Genomic DNA, 22,565 nt, shown 5'->3' on the forward strand with positions numbered 1-22,565 from the left:
CGAGACCTGGGCATCCGTCAGGATCCCGTCGGTGCAGACATCTCCTGGATGAGGGCACCTCCCGGTGCCCCGACCGGCATCCGAGGGGGATCCCATGAACCAGCCCTGCACCTCCACCACGCGACGGGTCGCTGCCATCGGCGCAGCCGTCGCCATCGTCACCGCGTCGTCGGCGTTCGGCATCGGCGCCGCGACCGCCGTCGCGGCCGAGCCCACGACCGCCACGAGCACGGCGACGCCCGGTACGCCGGCTGGTCCCGCCGTGCCCGTCACGACGGTCGACACCGACGAGCAGCCGGGAGGCCCGCCCACCGACCCGACGCCGGCTCCCGTCCCGGAAACGGCGGCACCAGAGCCCACAGCACCCACCGCACCGGCCACGCCTGCGACACCAGCGGCGCCAGCGGCGGCCGAGCCGACGCCGGCCGCCGACGACGGCAGCGACCTCGCCTTCACGGAACCGTCGACCGCCGAGGACCCGATCGAGCTCACCGCCACCAGCGGCACGCCCTTCACCCGCACCTTCGAGACCACGGGCGGCGACGGCACCGTCGGCTACGCCATCCAGGATGCGCCGTCCTCCGACTACTGGGTCAACGTCGACACCGGTGTCCTGAGCGGCGACCCGAAGGAGGCCGGGACCTTTCGGTTCCAGGTCGTCGCCCTGAGCGGCTCGACCGAGATCACGCAGTACGTCGAGCTGACGGTCGCACCCGGCGACCCCGTGGGCGTGACGTTCGGTGTCGCCACCCCCGACCACAACGGGCTGTGGCAGGTCGAGACCGACGGCACGATCTGGGAACAGGCCGCTGGTCAGGGCCGCGTCCGCATCGTGCCGAACATCCCCGTCGCCGAGGACACCCCGCTCACGCTCGCCGGCCTGGCGGTCGACGCGTACGGCAACCGGACCACGCCGGGTCCGGACTACCCCCGGTCGACGGTCACGAGCACGGACGACTCCGACGCGACGGTGTGGAACGACGGGGACTCCTCGAACACCGTGACCTTCGGCGGCACCGGCACCCGGACCGTGACGGTCTCCGAAGGGGGCGTCTCGACGTCGTTCGAGGTCGTGGTCGGCGCCGAGGACACCGACGAGCCCGCCGCTCCGGACACCATCGCGTTCACCGAGCCCTCGACGCCCGAGTCGCCCATCCGCATCGAGACCACCGCGGGCGAGCAGATCGAGCGCACCTTCACCGCGTCGGGGTCGTCGACGGAGCTGCACTACGTCCTGCTGACCGGCCCGACAGCGTTCCCCGTCCCGGGCAACGAACACCCGATCGCACCGCTCGGCCTCGCCGTCGGTGACACGAGCGGGGTCCTGAGCGGCGCTCCGACGGTGGCCGGCGAGTACGACTTCCAGGTCATGGCGATGAACGGGTCCCGCGCTGCCACCCAGTACGTCCACCTGTCCATCCGTCCGGCCGCGACGAAGGAACTCAGCCTGCTCGTCGGCACGATCGGGTCCCCGAAGGGGTGGCTCCGTGACGCCGATGGCCTGCGCGAGATCTTCGCGGAGAGCCCGAAGTCGATCCCGGTCGACGCCGTCCCGGTGGCGCAGGGGGCGACGATGGTCGTCCGGGTGACGGCCCTCGACGCGTTCGGGAACAGCACGAAGGAGTCCGACGGCGCGCAGCCCGTCGTGACGAGCAGCGTGGCCAGCGACGAAGTGACGCTGCCGTACGGCGAGTGGGAGCCCCGCGTCGGGTTCCCGCACGCCTCGCCGCACACCATCACGGTCGCCCTCGGCGACGTCTCGACCTCGTTCGACGTGGATGTGCGGCCGTCGGTCGCGACCGTCGGCAACCCGACCCCGACGGCCGGCGGCGGCGGGCACCTCGCCTACACGGGCGCCGACGCCTCCGGGCCGCTCGCGTGGGCCCTCGGCCTGCTCGCCGCCGGCGGCGGTCTGCTGGTCCACCGCCTGCGTCGCCGTCGCGCCTGAGTCGCGACGCCGGACGGACGGGAGGCACGGTGCGGGCCCGCACCGCGCCTCCCGTCCGTCCTTCCGCACCCACAGGACGCGCCGCGCGTGCGGGAGTCAGGCGGTTTCCCGCACGCACCCCCAACCCGGGTCACATTCCGATCGATCAGCCCGGATCGGCAACGTCATCCCGCTACGATCCGAGAACGCCGACATTCTCGGCAAATTCACATGATCCGGGCGATGAGCCCGGACCGACCCCTGGGGGGAACCCGTGCACCGCAGCACCTCCACCGTCCGTCGCGCCTGCGCCGTCGGCACCACCGTCGCCCTGGTCGGCCTGACCACCGGCCTCGGCATCATGACCGCGACGGCCGCCAACGCCGAGACGCTCGACACGACGCAGCCGATCGTGGCCGCCGAGACGCCCGCCCCGGTCGTCTCCGACGAGACGCCCGCACCGGCGGACCCGACGGCCGAGACGCCGGCACCCGCCGACGAGACCCCGGTCCCGACGGACGAGACCCCGGTCCCGACGGACGAGACCCCCGCTCCGACTCCGACCGACGAGCCCGTCGCGCCGGAGACCACCGCGCCGGCCGCCACCGAGGCTCCGAAGCCGACCGAGACCCCGAAGCCGGACGTCACGGCAAAGGCCGCCGACGCCACTGTCACCATCGAGGGCACGGCGAAGGTCGGTACCCGACTCGTCGCCGTCGTCACCGGCTTCGACGACGAGGCGGGGTACAAGTACTCGTGGACCGACCAGGACGGCAACGTCCTGTCGAAGGCCGCGAGCTACGTCGTCGACCCGACCGACGTCCGCAAGACCATCACGGTCGCCGTGACCGGCACGCTCCCCGGCGCGACCGAGACCTCCACGGTCGAGTCCGAGGCCACCGCGGCCGTGACGCAGACCCCGGCGTTCCTCGGCGAGGACGGCCAGCCCACGAAGGCCGGTGCCACGCAGGACAGCCCGCTCGAGCTGAGCACCGCCGCCGGTGACGCCTTCTCGCACACCTTCCGTGCGCAGGGCTTCCCGGAGCCGAAGTACAGCCTCGCCTGGTTCGACGACGAGGAGCTCGAGGACACCACGTACTTCGACGAGAACGGCGACGAGTACATCCCCGAGCCCGACGAGCAGCTGCCCTACGGCATCTCCTTCGATGCCTCGACCGGTGAACTCAGCGGCGTCGCCACCGACGCGTGGGAGTACACCTTCGCCGTCACCGCGACGAGCGGCACCGAGTCGGTCACCCAGTACGTGTCGCTGAACGTCGAGGCCGGCGCACCGCTCGGGGTGCAGGTCTACACGATCGACCGCGCACAGCTGACCGCTGACAAGCAGCGCACGTGGATCATCGCGCCCGACGGCTCGGTCTACACGGTCGACGCCGAGTCCACCGACGACTCCTTCTCGGTCGTGTTCACCGACGGCGGTCGTCCGACCGTGAAGCAGGGCGGCACGCTCGTCGTCCAGGGCGGGCTCGTCGACCGGTACGGCAACGACGTCCTGGCCGACGAGGACGAGGACGAGACGGTCCTGCCGACCGTCACGTCGGACATCGCCAGCGACGTGATCGCTCCGGACCCCGAGCTCGGTGACTTCGGCGTCGTCGGCGTCACCTTCCCGCACGCCTCGGTCCACAACCTGTCCGTCGCGTTCGGCTCGTTCAGCACGTCCTTCGCCGTCGAGGTCCAGCCCACCGTCACCGGCATCGTCGCGCCCGTCCCGGCTCCGCCGGCAGCAGCAGCCCCGGTCGCCCCGGTCAACGCCGGTGGCCAGCTCGCCTACACCGGCTCGGACACCACCGACGCCCTGCCGTGGGCCCTGGGCCTGCTCGTCGCCGGTGCCGGCCTCATCGGCGCCCGCTTCGCGCGCCGTCGTCGCGCCCAGCGCTGACACCCTGAGACGTCTCCCGTCCGTCGCGTGCCCGCGCGGTGGACGGGAGGCCCGTGACGGCCCCGCCTGCTCCTCCACCGGAGCAGGCGGGGCCGTTTCCGCATCCGCGCCCGGCCGGGTCCGCGCCGGTAGCGTGGGCGACATGCCCACGCTGCTGCACATCGACTCCTCGGCCGACCTCTCCCACTCCCGCTCGCGCGCACTGACCGCGGCCTTCGCCGACGCCTGGCGCGCCCGCGGCCCGGAGTACACGGTCGTCCGGCGGGACCTGCACGTCGACCAGCTCCCCCACCTGGAGACCTCGGCGTTGCACTGGGCCACAGCCGACCGCACTGCCGAGGAGACCGTCGCGCCCGAGGCCGAGGCCCTGCGTCAGGAGGTCATCGACGAGCTCCTGGCGGCCGACGTCGTCGTGGTGGGTGCACCGCTGTACAACTACACCGTGCCGTCGACCCTGAAGGCCTGGATCGACCGCATCCACGTCCCCGGCATCCTGACCGGCGGCGTGCAGCCCCTGGCCGGCCGACCCGTCGTGACCGTGGTGAGCCGCGGTGCCACCTACGACGCCGGCACCCCGACCGAGGGCTGGGACCACGGCTCGCCCGTCCTGCACATCGTGCTCGGCACCGCGCTCGGCATGAAGCTGTACCCGATCACCGTCAGCGCGACCCTGGCCGACCGGCTGCCGGACCTCGCGCCGCTGGCCGAGCACGCAGCCGCGGAGTTCGCGGACGCGAAGACGACGATCGAGCGCCTGGCGACGACGCTCGGCTGACCCGGCCGCCCGGGCGGGCCCTCGTCAGGCGGACGCTCGTCAGGCGGGCCGGACCTCGTCGGCCCGCCCGAGCAGGTCCGCGTGGAAGGCCGTCTGCGTCAGCGCGCTGGCGAGCAGGAACCCGGTCATCGACTCGATCCCGCCACTGAAGGGCACCCGGGCCGCGACCTCGAACAGCGTCGGACGGTCCAGCGCATCGAGGGCCGCGGCGACGTGGCGCGAGCGTTCCTCCCGGTGCAGGGCCAGGGTCTGCGCGCGGGTGACGACGTCACGGAACCGGTACTCGTGCCCCGGGCAGACCTCGAGGTCGGAGTACGGCTCGAGCCGCGCGAGCGAGGCCAGGTAGTCCCCGAGCGGGTTCGTGCCGGTCCGGCCACCGAGCCCGATGCCGGAGTTGATCCGCGGCAGCACGTGGTCGCCGGAGAACAGCAGCCCGTCGGCCTCGTCGAGGAAGCAGACGTGCCCGGCCGTGTGCCCCGGAGTCCACAGTGTTCGGATCGTCCGGCCGGGGATCGGCAGCGGGTCGCCGTCCTCGAGCAGCACGTCGGCGTACGGCGCCTCGATCCGCCCCATCCCGATCCGGCGTCCGCTGCCCCACGCCTCGACGACCCCGGCCCGCAGGTCTTCCGGCAGCCCCCACGTCGCGATGTCGGCGTCGTTCCGCTGGGCGTCGGTGCGCTCTCGTTCGAGCGCGCGGACCTCGAGGCCGTGCATCGCCACACGTGCTCCCGTCGCCCGGCGGACGGCGGCCGCGGCACCCAGGTGATCGGCGTGCAGGTGCGTCACGGCCACGAGCGACACGTCGTCCAAGGTGCGTCCGATCGCGGCGAGCCCGTCCCGCAGCTCGGCGAGCCCGCCGTCGGCCGACCACCCGGGGTCGATCACCGCGAGCGAGCCGTCCGACCCCTCGACGACGTACACGAGGGTCGCGTCGGGCACCCCGAACCGGAACGGCACCGCGAGGGTCCAGATGCCCGGCCGGACCTGCTCGGCGGGTGGCAGGACGCCGTCGCGGAGCGCGGCGGCCTGCACGGGGCTGATCGGTTCCGGGGCCGGCGCTGCCGGCGGGGGCACGGTCGTCACGCCGGCCACCCTACCGATGGCCTCGCGAGGTCAGGATTGAAATGCTGGGTTTCAAGCCTCACATCTCAGTATCGTCCAACCGGTCGAGAGGAAGCCATGCGCAACAAGTGCACAGCACCGGCATTGGGAATCATGCTTGTACTGGGGATCACCTCGTGCACACCTTCGACGAACGGACCGCTCCGGTTCACCGACAGCGGCACCGTCTGGTGCCAGAGCGCCCGACTCGATGGTTCGATCGGCATCCCCATCGACAGGGCGAACGGTCCGCCCGTCGTGGTCACCGGCATCAGAACGCCGGAGCAGACCGGCGTGACGACGCACGAAGTCCTGTTGGTTCCGGTCTCCCCGTACAGCAGGACCGGATCGGTGTCGTGGCCGTTGGCGGAGGAATGGGGCGATCCGAGGTCTGCGATCGGCCGGTCTGTTCCAGCAGGCGAGCACTTCGACCTCGCCATTCACCTGTCACGCGACAAGGGAACATCAGGTACGACGGGCCCCATCTTCATCGGCTACAAGGCCGAAGGTCGCTCGTACACGGCCAACACCTACACCCAGGTGAAGATGGAGCCGGACTGCCGGCGCTGAACGTTCTGGCGGTGCCTGGTGAGCAGAAATGGTCGGGTGCGGGCACTGGACCCGACCATTTCTGCTCACCGAACGCACGTGCCGGGCGGAGCACGGGCCTCCAGGCAGACAGCCCGGCCCACGCGCGCGAGTAGACAGGACCCATGGAGATCGCACCGATGCTCGCCAAGGCCGTCGCCACCGTCCCCGACCCGGACAGCACGAAAGGCGGGCTGCGGTACGAACCGAAGTGGGACGGCTTCCGCGGCATCGTGACCATCGACGGCGACGACGTCGAGATCGGCAGCCGCGGGGCCAAGCCGCTCACCCGGTACTTCCCCGAGCTCGTCGAGGCGTTCCGCGCGCAGTTCGGCGGGCGCGACCACCCGGTCGTCCTGGACGGCGAGGTGATCCTGCGCTCCGGCGAGCCCGGTGCCGAGCGTCTCGACTGGGAGGCGCTGTCGCAACGCATCCACCCGGCGGCCTCACGGATCGCCAAGCTCAGCGTCGAGACGCCAGCGCAGTTCGTGGCCTTCGACCTGCTGGCGGTGGACGGCGAGGAGCTGGTGGACCGCCCCTTCGACGAGCGTCGCGAGCGCCTGGAGCAGCTCGGCGACGCGATGACCGACCCGCTCTTCGTCACCCGCACCACGCTCGACGTCGAGCAGGCACGCGAGTGGCTCACCACCTTCGAGGGCGCCGGACTCGACGGCGTCGTCGCGAAGCCCCGCGCACGGCCCTACGAACCGAACAAGCGCTCGATGCTCAAGGTCAAGCACCACCGGACCGCCGACGTCGTCGCGATCGGCTACCGCGTGCACAAGAGCGGCTCCGGCGTCGGGTCGCTGCTGGTCGGCCTGTACGACGCGGACGGCGAGCTCCGCCAGGTCGGCGGCGTCTCCGCCTTCTCCGACAAGCGCCGGGCCGCGTTGATCGATGAGCTCGAGCCCGTCGTGCTCCGCGATGCGGACGGGAGGCCCGTCACCGGTGACGGGGAACGGTCGCGGTTCTCGTCGGGTCGCGACACGTCGTTCGTCCGGCTGGCGCCGGAGTTGGTGCTCGAGGTCCGGTACGACCAGATGGAGGGCGACCGGTTCCGGCACACCGTGCAGTTCGAGCGGTGGCGGCCCGACCGCGACGCGACGTCCTGCGGGTTCGAGCAGCTCGAGGTGCCGAGTGCGTACGACCTGAACGACGTGCTGTCCTGACGGTGGAACGCGACCCGGTGTCCGTTTGTCGCTGTCCTGTGCTGGTTCCGGAAAAGTAGTTAGCCGAACTAGCGAAGCCATGCCAGGATGTCCACAGCAGCACGAGGCATCCAGTCCGGATGCCCAGATCGGAGCGGATCGACATGAGCACCAGCACGCTTGTCCGCCACCCTCGGCGGAGCCCCTTCACAGAAGTCCGAGAGGCACGGCGCCAGCGCGTCCTGCAGCTCAGCGCGGTCATCAGCGCCATCGCCGGCGTGACCGCCACGGCACTCGCACTCGTCACGGTCGGACTCGGCTTGTGATCGTCGACGGCATCACCGACGTGCACCGCGGCACCTGGTCGCGACTCACCCGCCTGCACACCGCGAGCATCGGGCTGCCGACGCACACCACGCGCGTCGAGGACCCGGACCGCCAGCGCGACGTCTCCTCCGCAGCCTGAGGCTCGGCCGCTCGGCCGCTCGGCCTCAGCTCGGCTTCTTCGCCCGTGAGGGCTGCACGCGCGGCGGCTCCCCCGGCATCTTCGGGAAGTCCGGCGGGAACGGCAGCTCACCCTCGCCGTTCGCCAGGTCCCGTTCCCACCACTCGAGAAGCGGTGCGATGCTGCCCGGCTGCTGCCCCATCGACTCCCACGGGTCGCCGGTGGTCCGCAGCCGCTCCGGCACCGTCCGGATCGTGAAGGTCGTCGGATCCGCGGTGGGCAGTTCGTCCCACGTGATGGGCGTCGACACCGAGGCGTGCGCCAGGGCCCGGGGGCTGTAGGCACCGGCCATCGTCCGGTCGCGGTTCGCCTGGTTGAAGTCGACGAAGATCCGCTGCCCCCGCTCCTCCTTCCACCACGCCGTCGTGACCCGGTCGGGCATCCGGCGTTCGAGTTCACGCGCCGCGGCGATCACCGCGTGCCGCACGTCGAGGAACTCGTGTTCGGGGCGGATCGGCGCGAACACGTGCAGGCCGCGGTTGCCGCTCGTCTTGATCCAGGTGGTCAAGCCGACCTCGTCGAGGACCTTCCGCAGCTCCTCGGCCACCGGCACCGTGTCGCCGAAGTCGGTGCCGGGCTGCGGGTCGAGGTCGATGCGGAGCTGGTCCGGGTGGTCGCTGTCCTCGGCACGAGAAGCCCACGGGTGGAACACCACCGTGTTCATCTGGGCTGCCCACACCGCCACGGCCGGCTCGTCGATGACGAGCTGCGGGTGCGACCGGGCACTCGGGTAGGTCACCGTCACCGAGCGGACGTAGTCGGGGGCACCCTTCGGCGGGTTCTTCGAGAAGAACTGCTCGCCGTCGACACCGCCGGGGAACCGCTGCAGCGAGATCGGCCGGTCGCCGTTCGCCCGGACGAAGGCGTCGCCCACCGTCACCAGGTACTCCGCCAGGTCGAGCTTCGTGATGCCCGCCCCGGGCCAGAGCACCCGCGAGGGGCTGCTGATCCGGACCTCGCGGTCACCGTCGGCCCCTGGCACCCGCACCGTCGTCGCTTCGCTCGCCATGCAGCGGACCGTACACGCGTGGCGGCCGCCCGCCCGCAGCCGGGACCGCCCGCGCTCCCGCGCTTCCGCAAGACACCGGTGTTCCCTGGTCGAACACGCGCACGCCGGTGTTCAGCGCGCGGACACCGGTGTCTTGCGGGCAGACTTCACATCACGTTCCAGTGCAGGTGGCCGTTCGCGTCAGGGCCCTTGCCGCCGCAGGTGTACGAGTTGCCGCTCGCGGCCTGGGCGACCACTCCGGCCTGCGCATCGGCGCAGAACGCCCCGGGCGTGATGAAGTCCTGCGACGGCGCGGGCGCCTGCTCGACGGGCGCGGGAGCAGGAGCAGCTGGCGCAGGCGCGGGAACCGCGGGGGCCGGAGCAGGCTCGACGTATGACCCGACCGCGGTCACCTCGGGCACCGGTGCCGTCGACACGGTCCTGGACACCTGGACTCGGTCCGTCTCGACGCCGTCGGTGGTGGTCACTCGGTACGTGCGGGTGAGCACGCCGTCGACACCCGCCGTCTGCAGCCGCGTCTGGCCCTTCGCCAGGGTCGGATCGTCGATGGTGGTCTTCCGGAAGTGGATCGGGAAGTCCTTCGAGACCTCCGACACCTCGACGACCGGGGTCGGCGTCGGGGTTAGCGTCGCGCTGGGTGTCGGGGTCGTGGCGACGTCGGCGACGGCTCGCGGAGCAGCCGTGTCCTGGCTGGCACTGGTCACGGCGGCACCGACCACAGCACCGGCGGTGCCCACGCCTCCGACCCAGATCACCGCTGCGATCGCGACGACGACCGAAGCCTTCGCCTTCGTCGGTAGTGCTGACCAGCGCATCCTGCGACATCCCCTCGTGTTCGGTACGACGATCCAGGGTGCCCCGTGCTCCGTCGACCGCTGCACCCCCACTCCGGGGCAGCCGCGCTGTGAGGATGAACCGCCCGCCGGGCAGGATGGGCGAGTGAACGCGTACCTCGGCATCGACCTGGCGTGGGGGCTCGGCTCCGAGCGGAAGGCCGCGAACGAGACCGGGCTGGTGGCGATGGAACACGACGGCACGCTCACCGACGCCGGGTGGGCCCGCGGGGTGGACGCCGTCACGGACTGGATCGCCGAGCACCTCGGGCCACGATCCCTGATCGCCGTCGACGCCTCGCTCGTCGTGACGAACCCGACGGGCATCCGCGAGTCCGAGCGGCAGGTCGGGCAGCGCTACGGCCGGTGGAAGGTCGCGGCAAACCCGACCAACCAGGCGTCGGCGGCGAGCGCCGGCTCAGCACTGCTCGACCGGCTGACCACGCTGGGCGTCGGCTACGTCTCCGACACGGACTCGATGCGCCGACGCGCCGGTCCGGCGATGTTCGAGTGCTACCCGTACACGACGCTGGTGGGGGTGGAGGAGCTCGGCTACGACGTGGAACGACCCCGGTACAAGCGACTCGACCTCCGGATCCCTGCCGCCGAGGCTCGTGCCCGTCGTGCCGGAGCCTTCGACGAGCTGGTCCGGCGGCTGCGCGAGACCCCGCTCGATCCGCCGCTGCTGCTGGACTCACACCCGCTGACGCAGCGGCTCGCCGACCCGTCGGTGCTGCACGGTCCGACGCACAAGCACCGCGAGGACCTGCTCGACGGCGCGCTGTGCGCGTGGACGGCGGCGTTCTGGGAGCGACACGGCGACGACCGCGTGCAGATCCTGGGAGGTGATCCGGCCCTCCCCACCGACACGCCGGACGAGGCGGGCCGCCGGCCCGTCGTGGTGGCGCCCGCACGCCCGTCGCAGCGCTGACGGCGCGAGAAGGATCAGATCTCGCCCGTTGCTGCCGCCGTGCAGATCACCTTCGTGAGGAGTTCGCGAAGGGGTTGCAAGTCACCGAGCATCGACCGGCGGGCGGCGTGATGGTTCTCATTCGTCGTGACCCTCCGCCAGTCGAGCACGACACCGCGCTCGGCCGCGTACTCGCGCCAGAACTCCCGCTGGGTTCGCCCGTTGCCCTCCATGAAGGGATGGATGTAGTTGAGCGTCGCGAACTGTTCGGTCAAGAAGTCCAGAGGACGCTCCGGCATCCGGGGCGAAGCGAGCTCATCGTCCAGCCGGGCCATCCGTGCGGGGATCAGTTCAGGCACCAGGAACGGTTCGACAGGGTTCTTCGCGATGCCGTCGAGCCGGTACTCACCTGCCCAGACGTAGACGTCCTGGAAGAGATGGGCGTGGATACGGCGCACCCGTTCCGATGGCAGGAGCCCCGCGAGTCCGGGAACCTCACCGAGCAGGAGGTCCAACTCTCGGTCCTGCACCTCGGGGACCTCGAGTTCCGCGAGTTGATCACGGCTCGTGGCCCCGAACTTGTTGCGGAGGACGTACTGGTCGTCGTAGTACCCGCCGTCGGGTCGAGGACTCACCGACGGTGCGCGAAAGCCCGGAGCTCCTCGCGACTGATCTCGCCCTTCGCGAAGCGGTCCATGTACCGGATCCACTCGGGGTTGTCCTTGAAGCCTTCGAGTCGCCCGGAGTGGATCACCGCAGCGACGGCGCGCGTCCGCTTGACGCGCTCCGAGCCGGAGACGGTCCGAACCATTCGCTTGGGCATGCACCAATGCTACGCCGGGGCGCCCACGTGTTCCAGACCCGCCAGGACGGCCCGTCGTGGTGGCGCCCGCACGCCCGTCGCAGCGGAGGCCGCGCGGCTAGGGTTGAGCGGTGAGCACGACGACCGAACCCCTGCACATCGGGCTGGTGTCGCTGCACACCTCCCCCGGAGACGAACCAGGTTCGGGCGAGGTCGGCGGCATGAACGTCGTCGTCCGGCACCAGGCCGAGGCGCTGGCCGACCTGGGCCACCACGTGGACATCATCACGCGCCGGTCCGCGCCGACGCAGCCGGACTCGGTGTCGCTCGTACCGGGTGTGTGCCTGCGGTTCCTGTCCGCGGGGCCGGCCGAGCCGGTACCGAAGGGTGAGCACGACGCGTTCATCGAGCCGTTCCGTCACGAGCTGGAGCAGCTCGGGCCGTTCGACGTGCTGCACTCGCACCACTGGTTCTCCGGTGCCGCCGCGCTGCCCGTCGCCCGCGAGCGCGGCATCCCCCACGTGCAGTCGTTCCACTCCATCGCCGCCGACCCGGCCACACCGCTGTCCGAGGGCGAGCGCCCCGAGTCCGCCGGCCGCATCGCCGGCGAGGAACTGCTGGCTCGCGAGTCGGACGCCGTGGTCGTGGTGTCCGAGGCCGAGGCCTCGACCGTGCGGACCCGGCTCGGCGGCGACGACGCCCGGATCTGGATCGTGCCGCCGGGGGTCGACGGGTCCGTCTTCCGCCCCGCCGCGGTCGGTGCGCGCCGAGCCGCCACCCCCTACGTCGTCGCGGCGGCACGCGTGCAGCCGCTCAAGGGACTGGACCTGGCGATCGAGGCGATCGCCGACATCAGTCTGGAGGCCCGCCCCACGTTGGTCATCGCGGGCGACGTCTCGAGTGAGGCCGGCGACTACGTGGACGAACTGCGTCGGCTCGCCGACGCGCGGGGCATCGCCGACCACGTCACCTTCATCGGCCCGCAGTCGCGTGCCGACCTGGCGTTCCTGTTCCGTGGCGCGGCAGCCGTGCTCGTGCCGTCCCACTCCGAGACGTACGGGCTCGTCGCGCTCGAGGGCTCCGCTTCCGGGGTGCCGGTCGTGGCCGCCGCTGCAGGGGGCCTGCGTGAGGCCGTGGTCGACGGGGAGACGGGCGTCGTGCTCGAGTCCCGTGACCCGCACGACTGGGCGGCGGAGATCGAGCGGATCCTGACGGATGCGCCGTACGCCGCCGGGCTCGCTGCAGCGGGGCGGGAGCACGCGGAGCGGCTGAGCTGGGAGCGGTCCGCCGCGGGGCTCGAGGACGTCTACCGCCGGGTGCTCGGGCGCTCGTGAGCGGGTCGGGCGGTCGGTTCGCCGCGTTCTGGGCGGCGATCGACGCCGTGCCCGTGGAGCCGGACGCCGAGGCGCTCTACGACGTCGGATCGGCCGAGGGCCGGCTGCGGCGTGCGAACCTGACGCGGTACCTGGAGCGGTCCGGGCCGGCGGCCGACACGCTGCTCGTGGCCGAGGCCCCGGGCTGGCGTGGCATGACGAACACGGGTGTGCCGTTCACGAGCATGCGCGAGCTCGGACCCGAGTACCTCGTGCTGCCGGAGCCGACCGCGCCGTGGGAGGCGTCGTCCCGCGTCGTGCACGCTGCGCTGGAGGGCTGGCGCGGTGCGCTCCCGGTCACGTGGGCGATCTTCCCGCACCACCCCTTCGTGGTACCCGACAGGCTGACGAACCGAACGCCCCGACCCACGGAGGTCCGCTCGGGCGCGCCCGTCGCGCTCGCGCTGCTGGAGGCCCTGGGCGGGGTGGACCGGGTCCGGGTGGTCGCCGTCGGTCGGAAGGCGCAAGGGGCGCTCGCCCTGGCGGGCATCGAGGCGATCGCCGTGCGGCACCCGGCGCAGGGCGGCGCGAAGCAGTTCACCGACCAGCTGCGGGCGCTGGACCGCTAGCCAGCTGGTCGATCCCGCGCGCGTCCCGCTCAGGCGGAGCGGACCTCGACACCCTTGGCCGCGAGCCGCTCGGCGACGTGGGCCGGCAGCGGTGCGGCGGCGTACACGGTGCGGAGCTCCGGCAGGTCGAGCAGGTCGTCCCAGTTCTGCGGGTCGAAGCGGTCGTCCGAGCCGTCCCAGCCGGGGTGGACGTCCTGCAGCACCTCGAGGTCGGAGTCCACGGTGATCTCGGTGACGAGCGACAGGTGCGACGGCAGCAGGTCGAGGTCGTCGTAGTACTCGCGCGCCCGGTCGTCCTGCCCGTCGACGTCGAGGTCCTCGTCGGTCTCGTCCTCGGCGTCCGGGTCGTAGGGCTCGAGGACGTCGAGGTCGTAGCAGAGGACGTCGAGCACCAGGAGCTTCGCGTTGAAGTCCGCGAACTCGATGGGCTCCTCGGTGGTGTTCGACTGCTGGTCCATGGCCCGGAGCGTATCCGTCGACGAGCGACCGTGTTGCGATCGAGAGAAACCTTCCTGTGGGACTGGACAGCAAGGCATCTCGCGCGCAAGGGTGACGCATGGCCACCACCAAGACGGACCGCCCACAGCAGGAGCAGCACGAGCTCCGCCGGGTCATCGGTCCCAAGCTCCTGCTGCTGTTCATCGTCGGCGACATCCTCGGCACGGGTGTCTACGCGCTCACCGGCCAGGTCGCGGCCGAGGTCGGCGGGGCAGCGTGGCTCCCCTTCCTCATCGCGTTCGCGGTCGCGCTGCTGACGGCGTTCTCGTACCTCGAACTCGTGACGAAGTACCCCCAGACCGCCGGCGCCGCCCTCTACGTGCACAAGGCGTTCGGCATCCACTTCGTCACCTTCATCGTGACGTTCATCGTGATGTGTTCCGGGATCACGTCGGCGTCGACGGCATCGCGGGCGTTCGCGGCGAACCTGGGCGCCGGGTTCGGCATCGAACTGCCGAACGGCGTGGTGATGCTCATCGCGATGGGGTTCATGCTCGCCGTGATGTTCATCAACTTCCGCGGTGTGAGCGAAAGCGTCAAGACGAACGTCGTGCTGACGCTGGTCGAGCTGTCCGGTCTCGTCATGGTGATCCTGATCGGGTTCTGGGCGATCGCGGGCGGCAACGCGGACTTCTCGCGCGTCGTGATGTTCGAGACACCGGAGGACAAGTCCCTGCTGCTGTCGATCAGCACCGCGACGTCGCTGGCGTTCTTCGCCATGGTCGGGTTCGAGGACTCGGTCAACATGGCCGAGGAGACGAAGGACCCCTCGCGCATCTTCCCGAAGATCATGCTCACCGGCCTCGGCATCACCGCCGTGATCTACGTCCTCGTGTCCATCTGCGCCGTGGCCGTCGTGCCGATCGGTGAGCTCGCCGGCAACGAGACCCCGCTCGTCACCGTCGTGCAGACCGCCGCGCCGGACTTCCCGATCGCGGACCTGCTGCCCTTCATCTCGATGTTCGCCGTCGCCAACACCGCCCTGATCAACATGATGATGGCGTCGCGCCTGCTCTACGGCATGAGCAAGCAGGGCGTGCTGCCGGGCTTCCTGTCCCGCATCTCCCCCGCCCGTCGCACCCCGTCGACCGCGATCGTCTTCACCACGCTCATCTCGCTGCTGCTGATCGGGTGGGTCTCGCTCGACCCGGACTCCCCCATCGTCGTCGTCCTCGGTGGCACCACCTCGCTGTTGCTGCTGACGGTGTTCGCCGTCGTGAACGTGACCGTGCTCGTGCTGCGCCGCGACAAGGTCGACCACAAGCACTTCCGCGCCGGCGTGATCATCCCGGTCATCGGCATCGTCACGTGCCTGTGGCTCGTCATGCCGTTCTCGTCCGGACGTGACCCGCAGCAGTACCAGATCGCCGGTGCCCTGCTCTCCCTGGGCGTGCTGCTCTGGATCCTGACCTGGTTCACCCACGGGCGGAAGCAGGCCGAGAAGGCCCCGACCGGACTCGTGACGGAGCCGACGAAGGTGCAGCGCCCGCCGCACGACCACCGCGACGTCTGATGGACGCGACCAGTGTCATCTGGACCATCGTCATCGCGGTGATCGCCGCGCTGTCGCTGTCCGCCGGAGGCTGGCGCCTGCGTCGGGGTCGGGGTCGACAGGACGGTCGACGCGGGCGGTGACCGCCGTGCACGAATGACCCATGACGGTTCTGGTTCGCGAAGCCCTGCGCTTCGTGAACCAGAACCGTCACTCGTTGCCGGGGATGCACCCGACCCGGGGCGAGCAACCGGCGGCGAACCCCGATCCCCGAACGTGCGACCACGGCGGGCCGCCGCATGCTTCCCAGGAGGCGCCCGTACGCTCGTGCTGCCCATCCTGCTCCGCCCGCCCCGCCCGTCGAGAGGTCCCGTCATGCGCCGTGTCGGCATCACCCTCGCCTCGGTGTTCGGCGCCGGGATCGTGGCGGTCGGCATCGGCGTGGTCGTCCTCGTGGTGATCGCGGTCAACTCGATCGCCGGCATCGCGAAGTCGAGCGCCGCCACCCCGACTCCCGCGTGCCCGGCCGTTGCGTCGAAGACGATCGGCGGGATGGTCGTGCCGGCCGGACCCGTCGGCGGCTTCTGCCAGGACCGCCTGGTGAACGCCGCGTACGTGATCCAGGCCGCCCAGGCGCTCGGCATCGGCCCGCACACGCAGGCCGTCGGGGTGATGACCGCGATCGGCGAGTCGAGCCTGGTGAACCTGGACCACGGCGATGCAGCGGGTCCGGACAGCCGAGGCCTGTTCCAGCAGCGCGACAACGGCGCCTGGGGCACGTACGAGCAGCGGATGGACCCGTACACGGCCGCGTCGATGTTCTACGCGAAGCTGGTGAAGGTGCCGGGCTGGAAGACGATGAGCCCGACGCAGATGGCGCACGCGGTGCAGATCAACTCGGACCCCGACCACTACGCGAAGTCGTGGCCGCAGGCGAAGGCGATCGTCGAGGAGCTCACCGGCCAGGACGTGCCGGACGCCGCTCCCCAGGGCTGACCGCTCACGACGCCACCGCCTGCGTGTCGTCGTCGAACTCGACGATCGCGGCTCCCCCGGAGTGCACGACGACCTGGGCGCGGAGCCGGACCGACTGCTCGTCGAGGGCGCACGCGCAGGCGTCGACCCACTCCCAGTCCACCGGGTAGAGCCGGTCGGCGTCGGGGCGCTCCCACACGAGCACGACGTCGACGGCACCGAGCTGCGCCACGATGTCGGCGATCAGGGCCGCGAAGTCGTCGACGTGTTCGTCCGGCGAGTACGGCAGGTCGGCGATCGGCAGCAGGAACGGGATCGACATCCCGCGGTCGTCGAGGAACAGCACCCAGCACTGTCGGCGCAGGGGCCGTTCGACGACGGCTTCCACGAGTGCGACGACGTCGTCGTCGGTGCGAACGGGTTCACGGATCAGGCGGTCGAGCATCTCGGTGTCAGGCATGGCTCCAGCGTGACCGCCGAACCACCTCCACCGAGGCGGACGCAAGCTTCTGTGGAGAGCAGCTCGACAATCCCCGCCTGTGGAGGAACGAACGCCTAGATGCCGTGCGTGACCGAGCTGTCGACGAGGAGCAGCGAGGCGAAGAACACCGCGACGATCGCCGCCATGCCGACGAGCACCACCGGCCAGGTCAGCCGCCGCCGCACGAGCCGCAGCACGCAGACCGCGAGCGTCGCGACCAGCACCGCCGCCACGATGATCGGCCCCACGACGACCACCGAGTCGCCCAGCGTCTCGTTGCAGGTGTTGCCCGGCGCCGCGCACGACACGAACGCGAGCGACATGAGCTTGATCCCCCACCCCGCTGCCAACGCACCGACCGTGAGCACCACGAGCAGGGCGGTGGAGGCGACCACGTCCGCGACGCGAGCTCGCCCTGCCAGGGGGTGCCGGGCCTCCCGACCGAAGCGTGCCGGGCCGGACCCGAGCGGATCGGGGCCCGAGCCGGGACCCACGCCGGAGGCCGGGTCGGTGCGTCGCGCGGGCGCGCCCATCAGGAGCGCCGACCACGCGTCGACCAGAGGGCGAGCGCGATGAGGACGGGCTGGCCGAACAGGCGGACGAAGCGCTTCTCGTCGCTGTCCAGGCCGAAGGCGTCGCGACGGTTGACCCACTGCGACAGGTTGCCGGGGAAGATGACCGTGAAGAACAGGGCCGCGACCGAGCCGACGAAGCGGCGGGCCGGCTTCGGGGCGAGCGCCAGCGCCGACCCGAGTGTGATCTCCGCCACCCCCGACGCGAGCACCGTCGCGTCGTCGTCCAGGGGGACGAAGTCGGGCACCTGCGCCGTGAACTCCTTGCGCGCGAAGGTGAGGTGACTCGTGCCCGCGACGACGAGGGCCAAGCCGAGCAGGACGCGGAAGACAGAACGCATGCCCCCATGGTGCCCGCTCCCTCGATCGGATGCCCGCGCTGCGCGACCTGGACGTGTACGAAGCGAGGTTCACTCGCTAACATGCGGTCCATGGGAGCAGTCGCTCGGGACCACGAACCGCCGGCGGCTCCGGCGACCTTCGCGGTGTTGCTCGGACCGGTCGCGTTCTACCTCGGCATCATCGTGCCCGCGCAGTCGACCGTGCGGCACGTGCTGCTCGCTGCCGTGTTCGGGCTGGTGTGCGTGCTGAGCGGCTGGCGGGCGATCCGGATCGCCGGTCGCCGTCGGGCGGTGCAGGTGTGGTCGTGGATCGGCATCGTGATCGGGGCAGCCGGGCTCGTCATGCTCGTCTGGCAGGTGCTCGTGATCGTGACGGGCGGCGCGTTCCCGCCGCCGTTCTGGTCGCCGTACGCCAACCGCTGACGCCGGGTCACCAGCCGAGCGTGCCGGGCGCGCCCTTGAACGGCCCGACGATGTCCGCCGTGATCCAGCCGCCGTAGAAGTCGCCCTCCTGCGCCTGGACCCGTTCGCCGCCGACCTCGCACGAGTCCATCGCCGACGGGTAGATCGCGACCCGTTCCCGCAGCGACTCGTAGCCGGCCACGGGCGTCGGGTAGTTCCAGGCGGCACGGCTCGCGACCGTCCCGTCCCCGCCGACGATGTCGAAGTACCGCGCCAGGCCCTTGAACTCGCACATGCTCGAACCCGGCGCCCCGACGAGCGCACCCTCGGCCAGGTCGGCCATCGGCAGGTAGTAGACCGGCGGGTGCGAGGTCTCGAGCACGCGGACAGCGTCCGTCGTGTCGGCGACGACCGTACCGCCGAGGCGGACGACGACGCGGGCGGCGACCCGCTCGACGGCGGGCGGGCGGGGGTAGTCCCAGACGGACTCCTGGCCGGGGCCGGGCTCTGTCCTCTTCGGGTGGCGCATGCTCCAGGTCTACGCCCGGTGCCTGCGGTGCAGCCGCGTGCGCGCGGGCGTGCACGTCCGTGCGCCCGACCTTTCGCGCCCAGCGACACCTCACGCGCGCGGCGGCGCGAGAAGTGTCGCCCAGCGCGAAACCCCACCCGGGCCGCCGCGAACGCCCGCGACCGCCCGCGTGCGGGCGTGCGCGGAATCGCCTCCGGGTACACCATGGGCGGGTGACGACGACGACACGCACCCTGTTCCGACGGAAGCCCATCGACACCATCGATGACGAGGCCGGGGGCGAGGGCGGCCTGAAACGGCACCTCGGTCTGTGGCAGCTCACCGCGATCGGCATCGGCGGCATCATCGGTGCCGGCATCTTCACCCTCGCCGGCACCGTCGCGAACGGCGTCGCCGGACCCGCGGTGCTGATCAGCTTCCTGGTCGCCGGGGTCGCGAGCGCCGCCGCTGCACTGTCGTACGCCGAGTTCGCCGGGCTCATCCCGAAGGCCGGCAGCGCGTACACCTACGGCTACGCGGTGCTCGGGGAGATCGTGGGGTGGTTCATCGGCTGGGACCTGCTGCTCGAGTACACGGCGATCGTGGCGGTGGTCGCGATCGGCATCTCCGGCTACGTGGGGTTCCTGGTCGGCCAGTTCGGCATCGACCTGCCCGCCTGGATGCTCGGAGCCCCGGGCACCGGTGACGGCCACGTGATCGACGTCTTCGCGATCGCCCTGTGCCTGCTCACCGCCTTCGTGCTCACGCGCGGCATCCGGAGCGCCGCCCGGTTCGAGTTCGTCGCCGTCGGCATCAAGGTGGCGCTCGTCGTGCTCATCGTGGTGCTCGGGGTGTTCCACATCAACAGCGCGAACTACTCCCCGTACTTCCCGTTCGGCTTCGGCGGCGTGATGACCGGTGCCGCCACGGTGTTCTTCGCCGTGTTCGGCTACGACGCCATGTCCACCGCGGCCGAGGAGTCCACCGACGCCCGCAGGCACATGCCGAAGGCGATCCTGCTGTCCCTCGGCATCTCGATGGTCCTGTACGTGCTCGCGACGCTCGTGCTCACCGGGATGCAGAACTACAAGGACATCGTTCCGGCCTCGGGCTTCTCGTCGGCGTTCGCGTCGGTCGGGCTCGGCGGTGTCGCCAACGTCATCGCGATCGGTGCCATCGTCGGCATCGTCACGGTGCTCGTCACCTTCATGCTCGGTGCCTCGCGCGTCTGGTTCTCGATGAGCCGCGACGGCCTGATGCCGAAGTGGTTCGCGAAGACCGACCCGAAGCGCCACGTGCCGACCCGGGTGACGTGGATCCTCGGCATCGCGTCGGCGATCCTGGCCGGCGTGCTGCCGATCGGCGTCGTCGCCGAACTCACGAACATCGGCATCCTGCTCGCGTTCGTGGTCGTGTGCTCGGCCGTGGTGGTGCTGCGCTACCGGCAGCCCGACCTTGACCGCCAGTTCCGGCTGCCGTTCATGCCCGTCATCCCGATCATCGGCGTCATCGCGTCGCTGTGGCTCGTCACGTTCCTGCAGTGGGAGACGTGGGTGCGGTTCGCGATCTGGTTCGCGATCGGGCTCGGCGTCTACTTCGGGTACTCGCGGAAGCACAGCAAGCTGGCCGAGCAGGCGAAGCGCTGAGCACAGCCGACGAAGCGCCGCGCACAGCCAACGCCGACTGCGACCGCGCCGTTCAGCGCCGCAACGTCTCCCGCGGGTACTCCCCGAACCGGTTCGCGTACACCGAGGCGAACCGCCCCATGTGCGCGAACCCCCAGCGCCGCGCGACGTCGGCCACCGAGGTCGCCTGCGGGTCGAGGATCCGCAGCTCCTCGTGCACGCGACCGAGCCGCACCTCGCGCAGGTACGTCATCGGCGAGCGCTCGAACGCCCGCTGGAACGACTCCTGGATCCCGCGGATGCTCAGCCCCGCGGCCTGCGCGATGTCGGCGACGGTCAGGGGCTCGTGCGCGTGCGCCTGGATGAACTCGACCGCGGCCCGGAGCCGTCCGTCGCTGCGGGTGCCGTAGCCCGCGGGGAACCGTTCGGCCTGCAGCGGGTAGATCCGGAACAGGGCACGGGCGACGTCACGCTGCGCCTCGTGCCAGGCGAGGGACCCCTCGCCCTCCTCGCGCAGCGCGCGGAGCGCACCGGACACGGCGGTGCGCCACAGGGCCACCGCGGAGGGGTCCGGCGCGACGGTGGTGTCGAAGGCCATGGTGCCGTCGACCAGGTGGTCCTCGGCGGCGACGTCGAGCACCAGGTCGCGGCGCAGGTGCACCAGGCGCTGGTCCCAGTCCTGGTACTCCATCTCGAACCGGCGCTCGACGGGGAACATGGTGGGGACGCCCGGCTGCATGCGCACCTCGTCGCGGCCGACGTCGACGCGGGCCTCACCGCGCTCGAGCCACTGCACGACGACCTCGCCCTCGGTGGCGACGTCTCCCCGCAGGTACCCGTGCATCTGGGAACGGCGGATGCTCAGCCGTTCGTCACCGACGCCGACGTACTTGAACCAGTAGTCCTGGTCGAGGGCCCGGGAGTACCAGGCCTTGCCCGCGTACATGCCGGCGAGCGAGCTGATGGCTTCGTCGGTGTCCTGGCCGGCCACGGCGACGAGCGAGCGTGGTGGAGCAGGCAGGTGGACAGGCGACTGCGACTCGGTCGTGTCGGTCATGGGAACACCTCTCTCTCCTGGAGCAGAGCGGTGTGGTCACCTCCGGGTGGTCCCCAGCCTGCCCTCTCACGCTAGGGAGCAGCGGGTGGTCCTACAACCAGGTTGCGTTCCGCGGCCTAACGGCCGGTCCAGCGAACCCAGCCGTGCACCTGCGCCGCTGCGCTCTCGAAGGACGAGTGCCCTCCGGTCAACGTGTGGTCCGGCGAATCGACGTTGTACGTGTCGGTCCGGGTGATGTCGCACACGACCTCAGAGTCGAGCCACACGTTCCAGTGGTCCTCCGAGTCGCGTACCCACCGCAGTCGGTCCGGCATGGTTTCCAATCGGTTCCGTGGAGCACGGTCGTCGCCCTCCGAGTTGGACGCTAGCCCTGTCGCATGTGCGGCGCACAGGGTGGCGGTGCGGATCGTCGGTGGTGGCTGGCACGATTGACCTGTGCCAGCTGCCCCGATGATCGACGCCGTCGACGTCATCCGCTTCGTCGGGCCGCAGACCTTCGGCCGCGCACGAGACGTCGTGCGTGCCGGTCTGGTGGACGACGCCACCTGGCACGACGACGACGGCACGGTCACCGCGGTCGTCTCCGGCACCGCCGACGACCCCTACGAACTGCGCGTCGACACCACCCCGGCGCGCGGCGACTTCGTCCGCCCGGTGCGCAGCACCTGCACCTGCCCGCTCGGCGGCGACTGCAAGCACGTGGCAGCCGCGCTGCTCACCATCAACGCGCGTGCCCTCGCCGCGAACGCCGGCCCACGCCCGGAAACGCCGGCTCCGCCGCCTTCGGACTGGAGGCACGACCTCGCCCGCCTCGCCGGCGACGACGACGCGCAGCCCCCCACGCCGCAGGGCACGCGGATGGGACTGCAGTTCGAGTTGCGTGACGCGGTCCCCGCGAAGCTCGCCTCGCGAGCGCGTGCCGCCGGCCGCGCCCTGCCGGCGCCGTCCCGCAGCGTGCGGCTCGGGGTCCGTCCGGTCACCCGCAGCGACGCCGGCAACTGGGTGCGCGGGCAGCTGACCTGGGGCACGCTCCCCTACTCGCAGAACCGGCTCGGCGTCGGTGCCGAACAGCACGCCTGGTTCCTGCAGCTCGCGGCCCTGCACCGTGCCGGACAGCTCGCAGGGCTGCCCGGCGAGAGCGACTGGCTGCACCTCGACGACTTCCGGAGTC

At 71.2% G+C, this 22,565-nt stretch carries 26 protein-coding genes; 15 read left to right on the forward strand and 11 right to left on the reverse strand.

Annotated elements, in window-relative coordinates:
* Positions 1-94 precede the first annotated feature (94 nt).
* The 3 genes from DEJ17_RS14900 (at position 95) to DEJ17_RS14915 (ending at position 4,605) form a co-directional block, all read left to right on the forward strand.
* Complete coding sequence (locus DEJ17_RS14900) at positions 95-1,948, forward strand: hypothetical protein (protein ID WP_110894965.1); 1,854 nt, start codon at positions 95-97, stop codon at positions 1,946-1,948.
* 253 nt (positions 1,949-2,201) lie between these two features.
* Positions 2,202-3,830: a putative Ig domain-containing protein gene (locus tag DEJ17_RS14910; RefSeq protein WP_110894967.1), complete on the forward strand. Its 1,629-nt coding sequence runs from the start codon at positions 2,202-2,204 to the stop codon at positions 3,828-3,830.
* 142 nt (positions 3,831-3,972) lie between these two features.
* Positions 3,973-4,605, forward strand: coding sequence for an FMN-dependent NADH-azoreductase (locus tag DEJ17_RS14915; RefSeq protein WP_110894968.1), 633 nt, complete (start codon positions 3,973-3,975; stop codon positions 4,603-4,605).
* 39 nt (positions 4,606-4,644) lie between these two features.
* Here the strand turns inward: DEJ17_RS14915 and DEJ17_RS14920 are convergent, their stop codons facing one another.
* Positions 4,645-5,688 carry an MBL fold metallo-hydrolase gene (locus DEJ17_RS14920; RefSeq protein ID WP_181421226.1) on the reverse strand — a complete coding sequence of 348 codons (1,044 nt, stop codon included), beginning with the start codon at positions 5,686-5,688 and terminating at the stop codon, positions 4,645-4,647.
* Between the two features lie 96 nt (positions 5,689-5,784).
* Between DEJ17_RS14920 and DEJ17_RS14925 the strand changes: the two genes are divergently transcribed.
* From DEJ17_RS14925 to DEJ17_RS17865, 4 genes are all read left to right on the forward strand, one after another.
* Complete coding sequence (locus DEJ17_RS14925) at positions 5,785-6,276, forward strand: hypothetical protein (protein WP_146239734.1); 492 nt, start codon at positions 5,785-5,787, stop codon at positions 6,274-6,276.
* Positions 6,277-6,419: 143 nt separating this feature from the next.
* Entirely contained in the window at positions 6,420-7,463 is a 1,044-nt protein-coding gene (locus DEJ17_RS14930; RefSeq protein ID WP_110894971.1) for an ATP-dependent DNA ligase, read from the forward strand.
* A 143-nt stretch (positions 7,464-7,606) separates the two neighbouring features.
* Positions 7,607-7,768: a hypothetical protein gene (locus tag DEJ17_RS17860; RefSeq protein ID WP_181421227.1), complete on the forward strand. Its 162-nt coding sequence runs from the start codon at positions 7,607-7,609 to the stop codon at positions 7,766-7,768.
* Positions 7,765-7,908: a hypothetical protein gene (locus DEJ17_RS17865; RefSeq protein WP_155896788.1), complete on the forward strand. Its 144-nt coding sequence runs from the start codon at positions 7,765-7,767 to the stop codon at positions 7,906-7,908. Before DEJ17_RS17860 ends, DEJ17_RS17865 begins: the two co-directional genes overlap by 4 nt.
* Positions 7,909-7,933: 25 nt before the next feature.
* Here the strand turns inward: DEJ17_RS17865 and ligD are convergent, their stop codons facing one another.
* Positions 7,934-8,956 (reverse strand): non-homologous end-joining DNA ligase, encoded by a 1,023-nt coding sequence (gene ligD / locus DEJ17_RS14940; RefSeq protein ID WP_110894973.1) that lies wholly within the window; start codon positions 8,954-8,956, stop codon positions 7,934-7,936.
* A 146-nt stretch (positions 8,957-9,102) separates the two neighbouring features.
* Positions 9,103-9,771 carry a G5 domain-containing protein gene (locus tag DEJ17_RS14945; protein ID WP_110894974.1) on the reverse strand — a complete coding sequence of 223 codons (669 nt, stop codon included), beginning with the start codon at positions 9,769-9,771 and terminating at the stop codon, positions 9,103-9,105.
* Positions 9,772-9,895: 124 nt separating this feature from the next.
* Here DEJ17_RS14945 and DEJ17_RS14950 point away from each other — a divergent pair, with 124 nt between their 5' ends.
* Positions 9,896-10,720 carry a DUF429 domain-containing protein gene (locus tag DEJ17_RS14950; protein ID WP_110894975.1) on the forward strand — a complete coding sequence of 275 codons (825 nt, stop codon included), beginning with the start codon at positions 9,896-9,898 and terminating at the stop codon, positions 10,718-10,720.
* Between the two features lie 14 nt (positions 10,721-10,734).
* Here DEJ17_RS14950 and DEJ17_RS17870 read toward each other — a convergent pair whose 3' ends face one another.
* Together DEJ17_RS17870 and DEJ17_RS17875 are read right to left on the reverse strand one after the other, a co-directional pair.
* Positions 10,735-11,214, reverse strand: coding sequence for a Fic family protein (locus DEJ17_RS17870; RefSeq protein WP_181421229.1), 480 nt, complete (start codon positions 11,212-11,214; stop codon positions 10,735-10,737).
* A gap of 116 nt (positions 11,215-11,330) precedes the next feature.
* Entirely contained in the window at positions 11,331-11,522 is a 192-nt protein-coding gene (locus DEJ17_RS17875; RefSeq protein ID WP_146245006.1) for an antitoxin VbhA family protein, read from the reverse strand.
* A gap of 110 nt (positions 11,523-11,632) precedes the next feature.
* Between DEJ17_RS17875 and DEJ17_RS14960 the strand changes: the two genes are divergently transcribed.
* Positions 11,633-12,835 carry a glycosyltransferase gene (locus tag DEJ17_RS14960; protein ID WP_110894977.1) on the forward strand — a complete coding sequence of 401 codons (1,203 nt, stop codon included), beginning with the start codon at positions 11,633-11,635 and terminating at the stop codon, positions 12,833-12,835.
* Entirely contained in the window at positions 12,832-13,443 is a 612-nt protein-coding gene (locus DEJ17_RS14965) for a uracil-DNA glycosylase (RefSeq protein ID WP_110894978.1), read from the forward strand. The genes DEJ17_RS14960 and DEJ17_RS14965 overlap by 4 nt, the downstream gene beginning before the upstream one ends.
* A gap of 29 nt (positions 13,444-13,472) precedes the next feature.
* Here the strand turns inward: DEJ17_RS14965 and DEJ17_RS14970 are convergent, their stop codons facing one another.
* Positions 13,473-13,901: a DUF6892 domain-containing protein gene (locus DEJ17_RS14970; RefSeq protein WP_110894979.1), complete on the reverse strand. Its 429-nt coding sequence runs from the start codon at positions 13,899-13,901 to the stop codon at positions 13,473-13,475.
* Positions 13,902-13,999: 98 nt separating this feature from the next.
* On the opposite strand from DEJ17_RS14970, the gene DEJ17_RS14975 reads away from it, so the two are divergent.
* Together DEJ17_RS14975 and DEJ17_RS14980 are read left to right on the forward strand one after the other, a co-directional pair.
* On the forward strand, positions 14,000-15,454 hold the full coding sequence (locus DEJ17_RS14975; RefSeq protein ID WP_110894980.1) for an APC family permease: 1,455 nt from the start codon (positions 14,000-14,002) through the stop codon (positions 15,452-15,454).
* 354 nt (positions 15,455-15,808) lie between these two features.
* A complete protein-coding gene (locus tag DEJ17_RS14980; RefSeq protein ID WP_110894981.1) occupies positions 15,809-16,429 on the forward strand; it encodes a hypothetical protein in 621 nt (206 codons plus the stop codon).
* 4 nt (positions 16,430-16,433) lie between these two features.
* Here the strand turns inward: DEJ17_RS14980 and DEJ17_RS14985 are convergent, their stop codons facing one another.
* The 3 genes from DEJ17_RS14985 to DEJ17_RS18115 form a co-directional block, all read right to left on the reverse strand.
* Positions 16,434-16,868, reverse strand: coding sequence for a hypothetical protein (locus DEJ17_RS14985; RefSeq protein ID WP_110894982.1), 435 nt, complete (start codon positions 16,866-16,868; stop codon positions 16,434-16,436).
* A gap of 95 nt (positions 16,869-16,963) precedes the next feature.
* Entirely contained in the window at positions 16,964-17,449 is a 486-nt protein-coding gene (locus DEJ17_RS17980; RefSeq protein WP_258366839.1) for a DUF6264 family protein, read from the reverse strand.
* A complete protein-coding gene (locus DEJ17_RS18115) occupies positions 17,422-17,802 on the reverse strand; it encodes a hypothetical protein (protein ID WP_110894984.1) in 381 nt (126 codons plus the stop codon). Before DEJ17_RS18115 ends, DEJ17_RS17980 begins: the two co-directional genes overlap by 28 nt.
* A 90-nt stretch (positions 17,803-17,892) precedes the next feature.
* On the opposite strand from DEJ17_RS18115, the gene DEJ17_RS15000 reads away from it, so the two are divergent.
* The gene (locus DEJ17_RS15000) at positions 17,893-18,225 is read left to right on the forward strand and encodes a hypothetical protein (RefSeq protein WP_110894985.1); all 333 of its coding nucleotides are present in this window, start codon (positions 17,893-17,895) and stop codon (positions 18,223-18,225) included.
* 7 nt (positions 18,226-18,232) lie between these two features.
* Here the strand turns inward: DEJ17_RS15000 and DEJ17_RS15005 are convergent, their stop codons facing one another.
* Positions 18,233-18,733 carry a DUF427 domain-containing protein gene (locus DEJ17_RS15005; protein WP_110894986.1) on the reverse strand — a complete coding sequence of 167 codons (501 nt, stop codon included), beginning with the start codon at positions 18,731-18,733 and terminating at the stop codon, positions 18,233-18,235.
* Between the two features lie 212 nt (positions 18,734-18,945).
* Here DEJ17_RS15005 and DEJ17_RS15010 point away from each other — a divergent pair, with 212 nt between their 5' ends.
* A complete protein-coding gene (locus DEJ17_RS15010) occupies positions 18,946-20,358 on the forward strand; it encodes an amino acid permease (protein ID WP_110894987.1) in 1,413 nt (470 codons plus the stop codon).
* A gap of 52 nt (positions 20,359-20,410) precedes the next feature.
* On the opposite strand, the gene DEJ17_RS15015 is transcribed toward DEJ17_RS15010, so the two are convergent.
* Positions 20,411-21,394, reverse strand: a complete 984-nt coding sequence (locus tag DEJ17_RS15015; RefSeq protein WP_110894988.1) for an AraC family transcriptional regulator — start codon at positions 21,392-21,394, stop codon at positions 20,411-20,413.
* Between the two features lie 435 nt (positions 21,395-21,829).
* Between DEJ17_RS15015 and DEJ17_RS15025 the strand changes: the two genes are divergently transcribed.
* The coding region (locus DEJ17_RS15025) for an SWIM zinc finger domain-containing protein (protein ID WP_181421231.1) at positions 21,830-22,565 on the forward strand (736 nt) is incomplete at its 3' end.

It is taken from the genome of Curtobacterium sp. MCSS17_011 (assembly GCF_003224275.1).
Taxonomy (GTDB): Bacteria; Actinomycetota; Actinomycetes; order Actinomycetales; family Microbacteriaceae; genus Curtobacterium.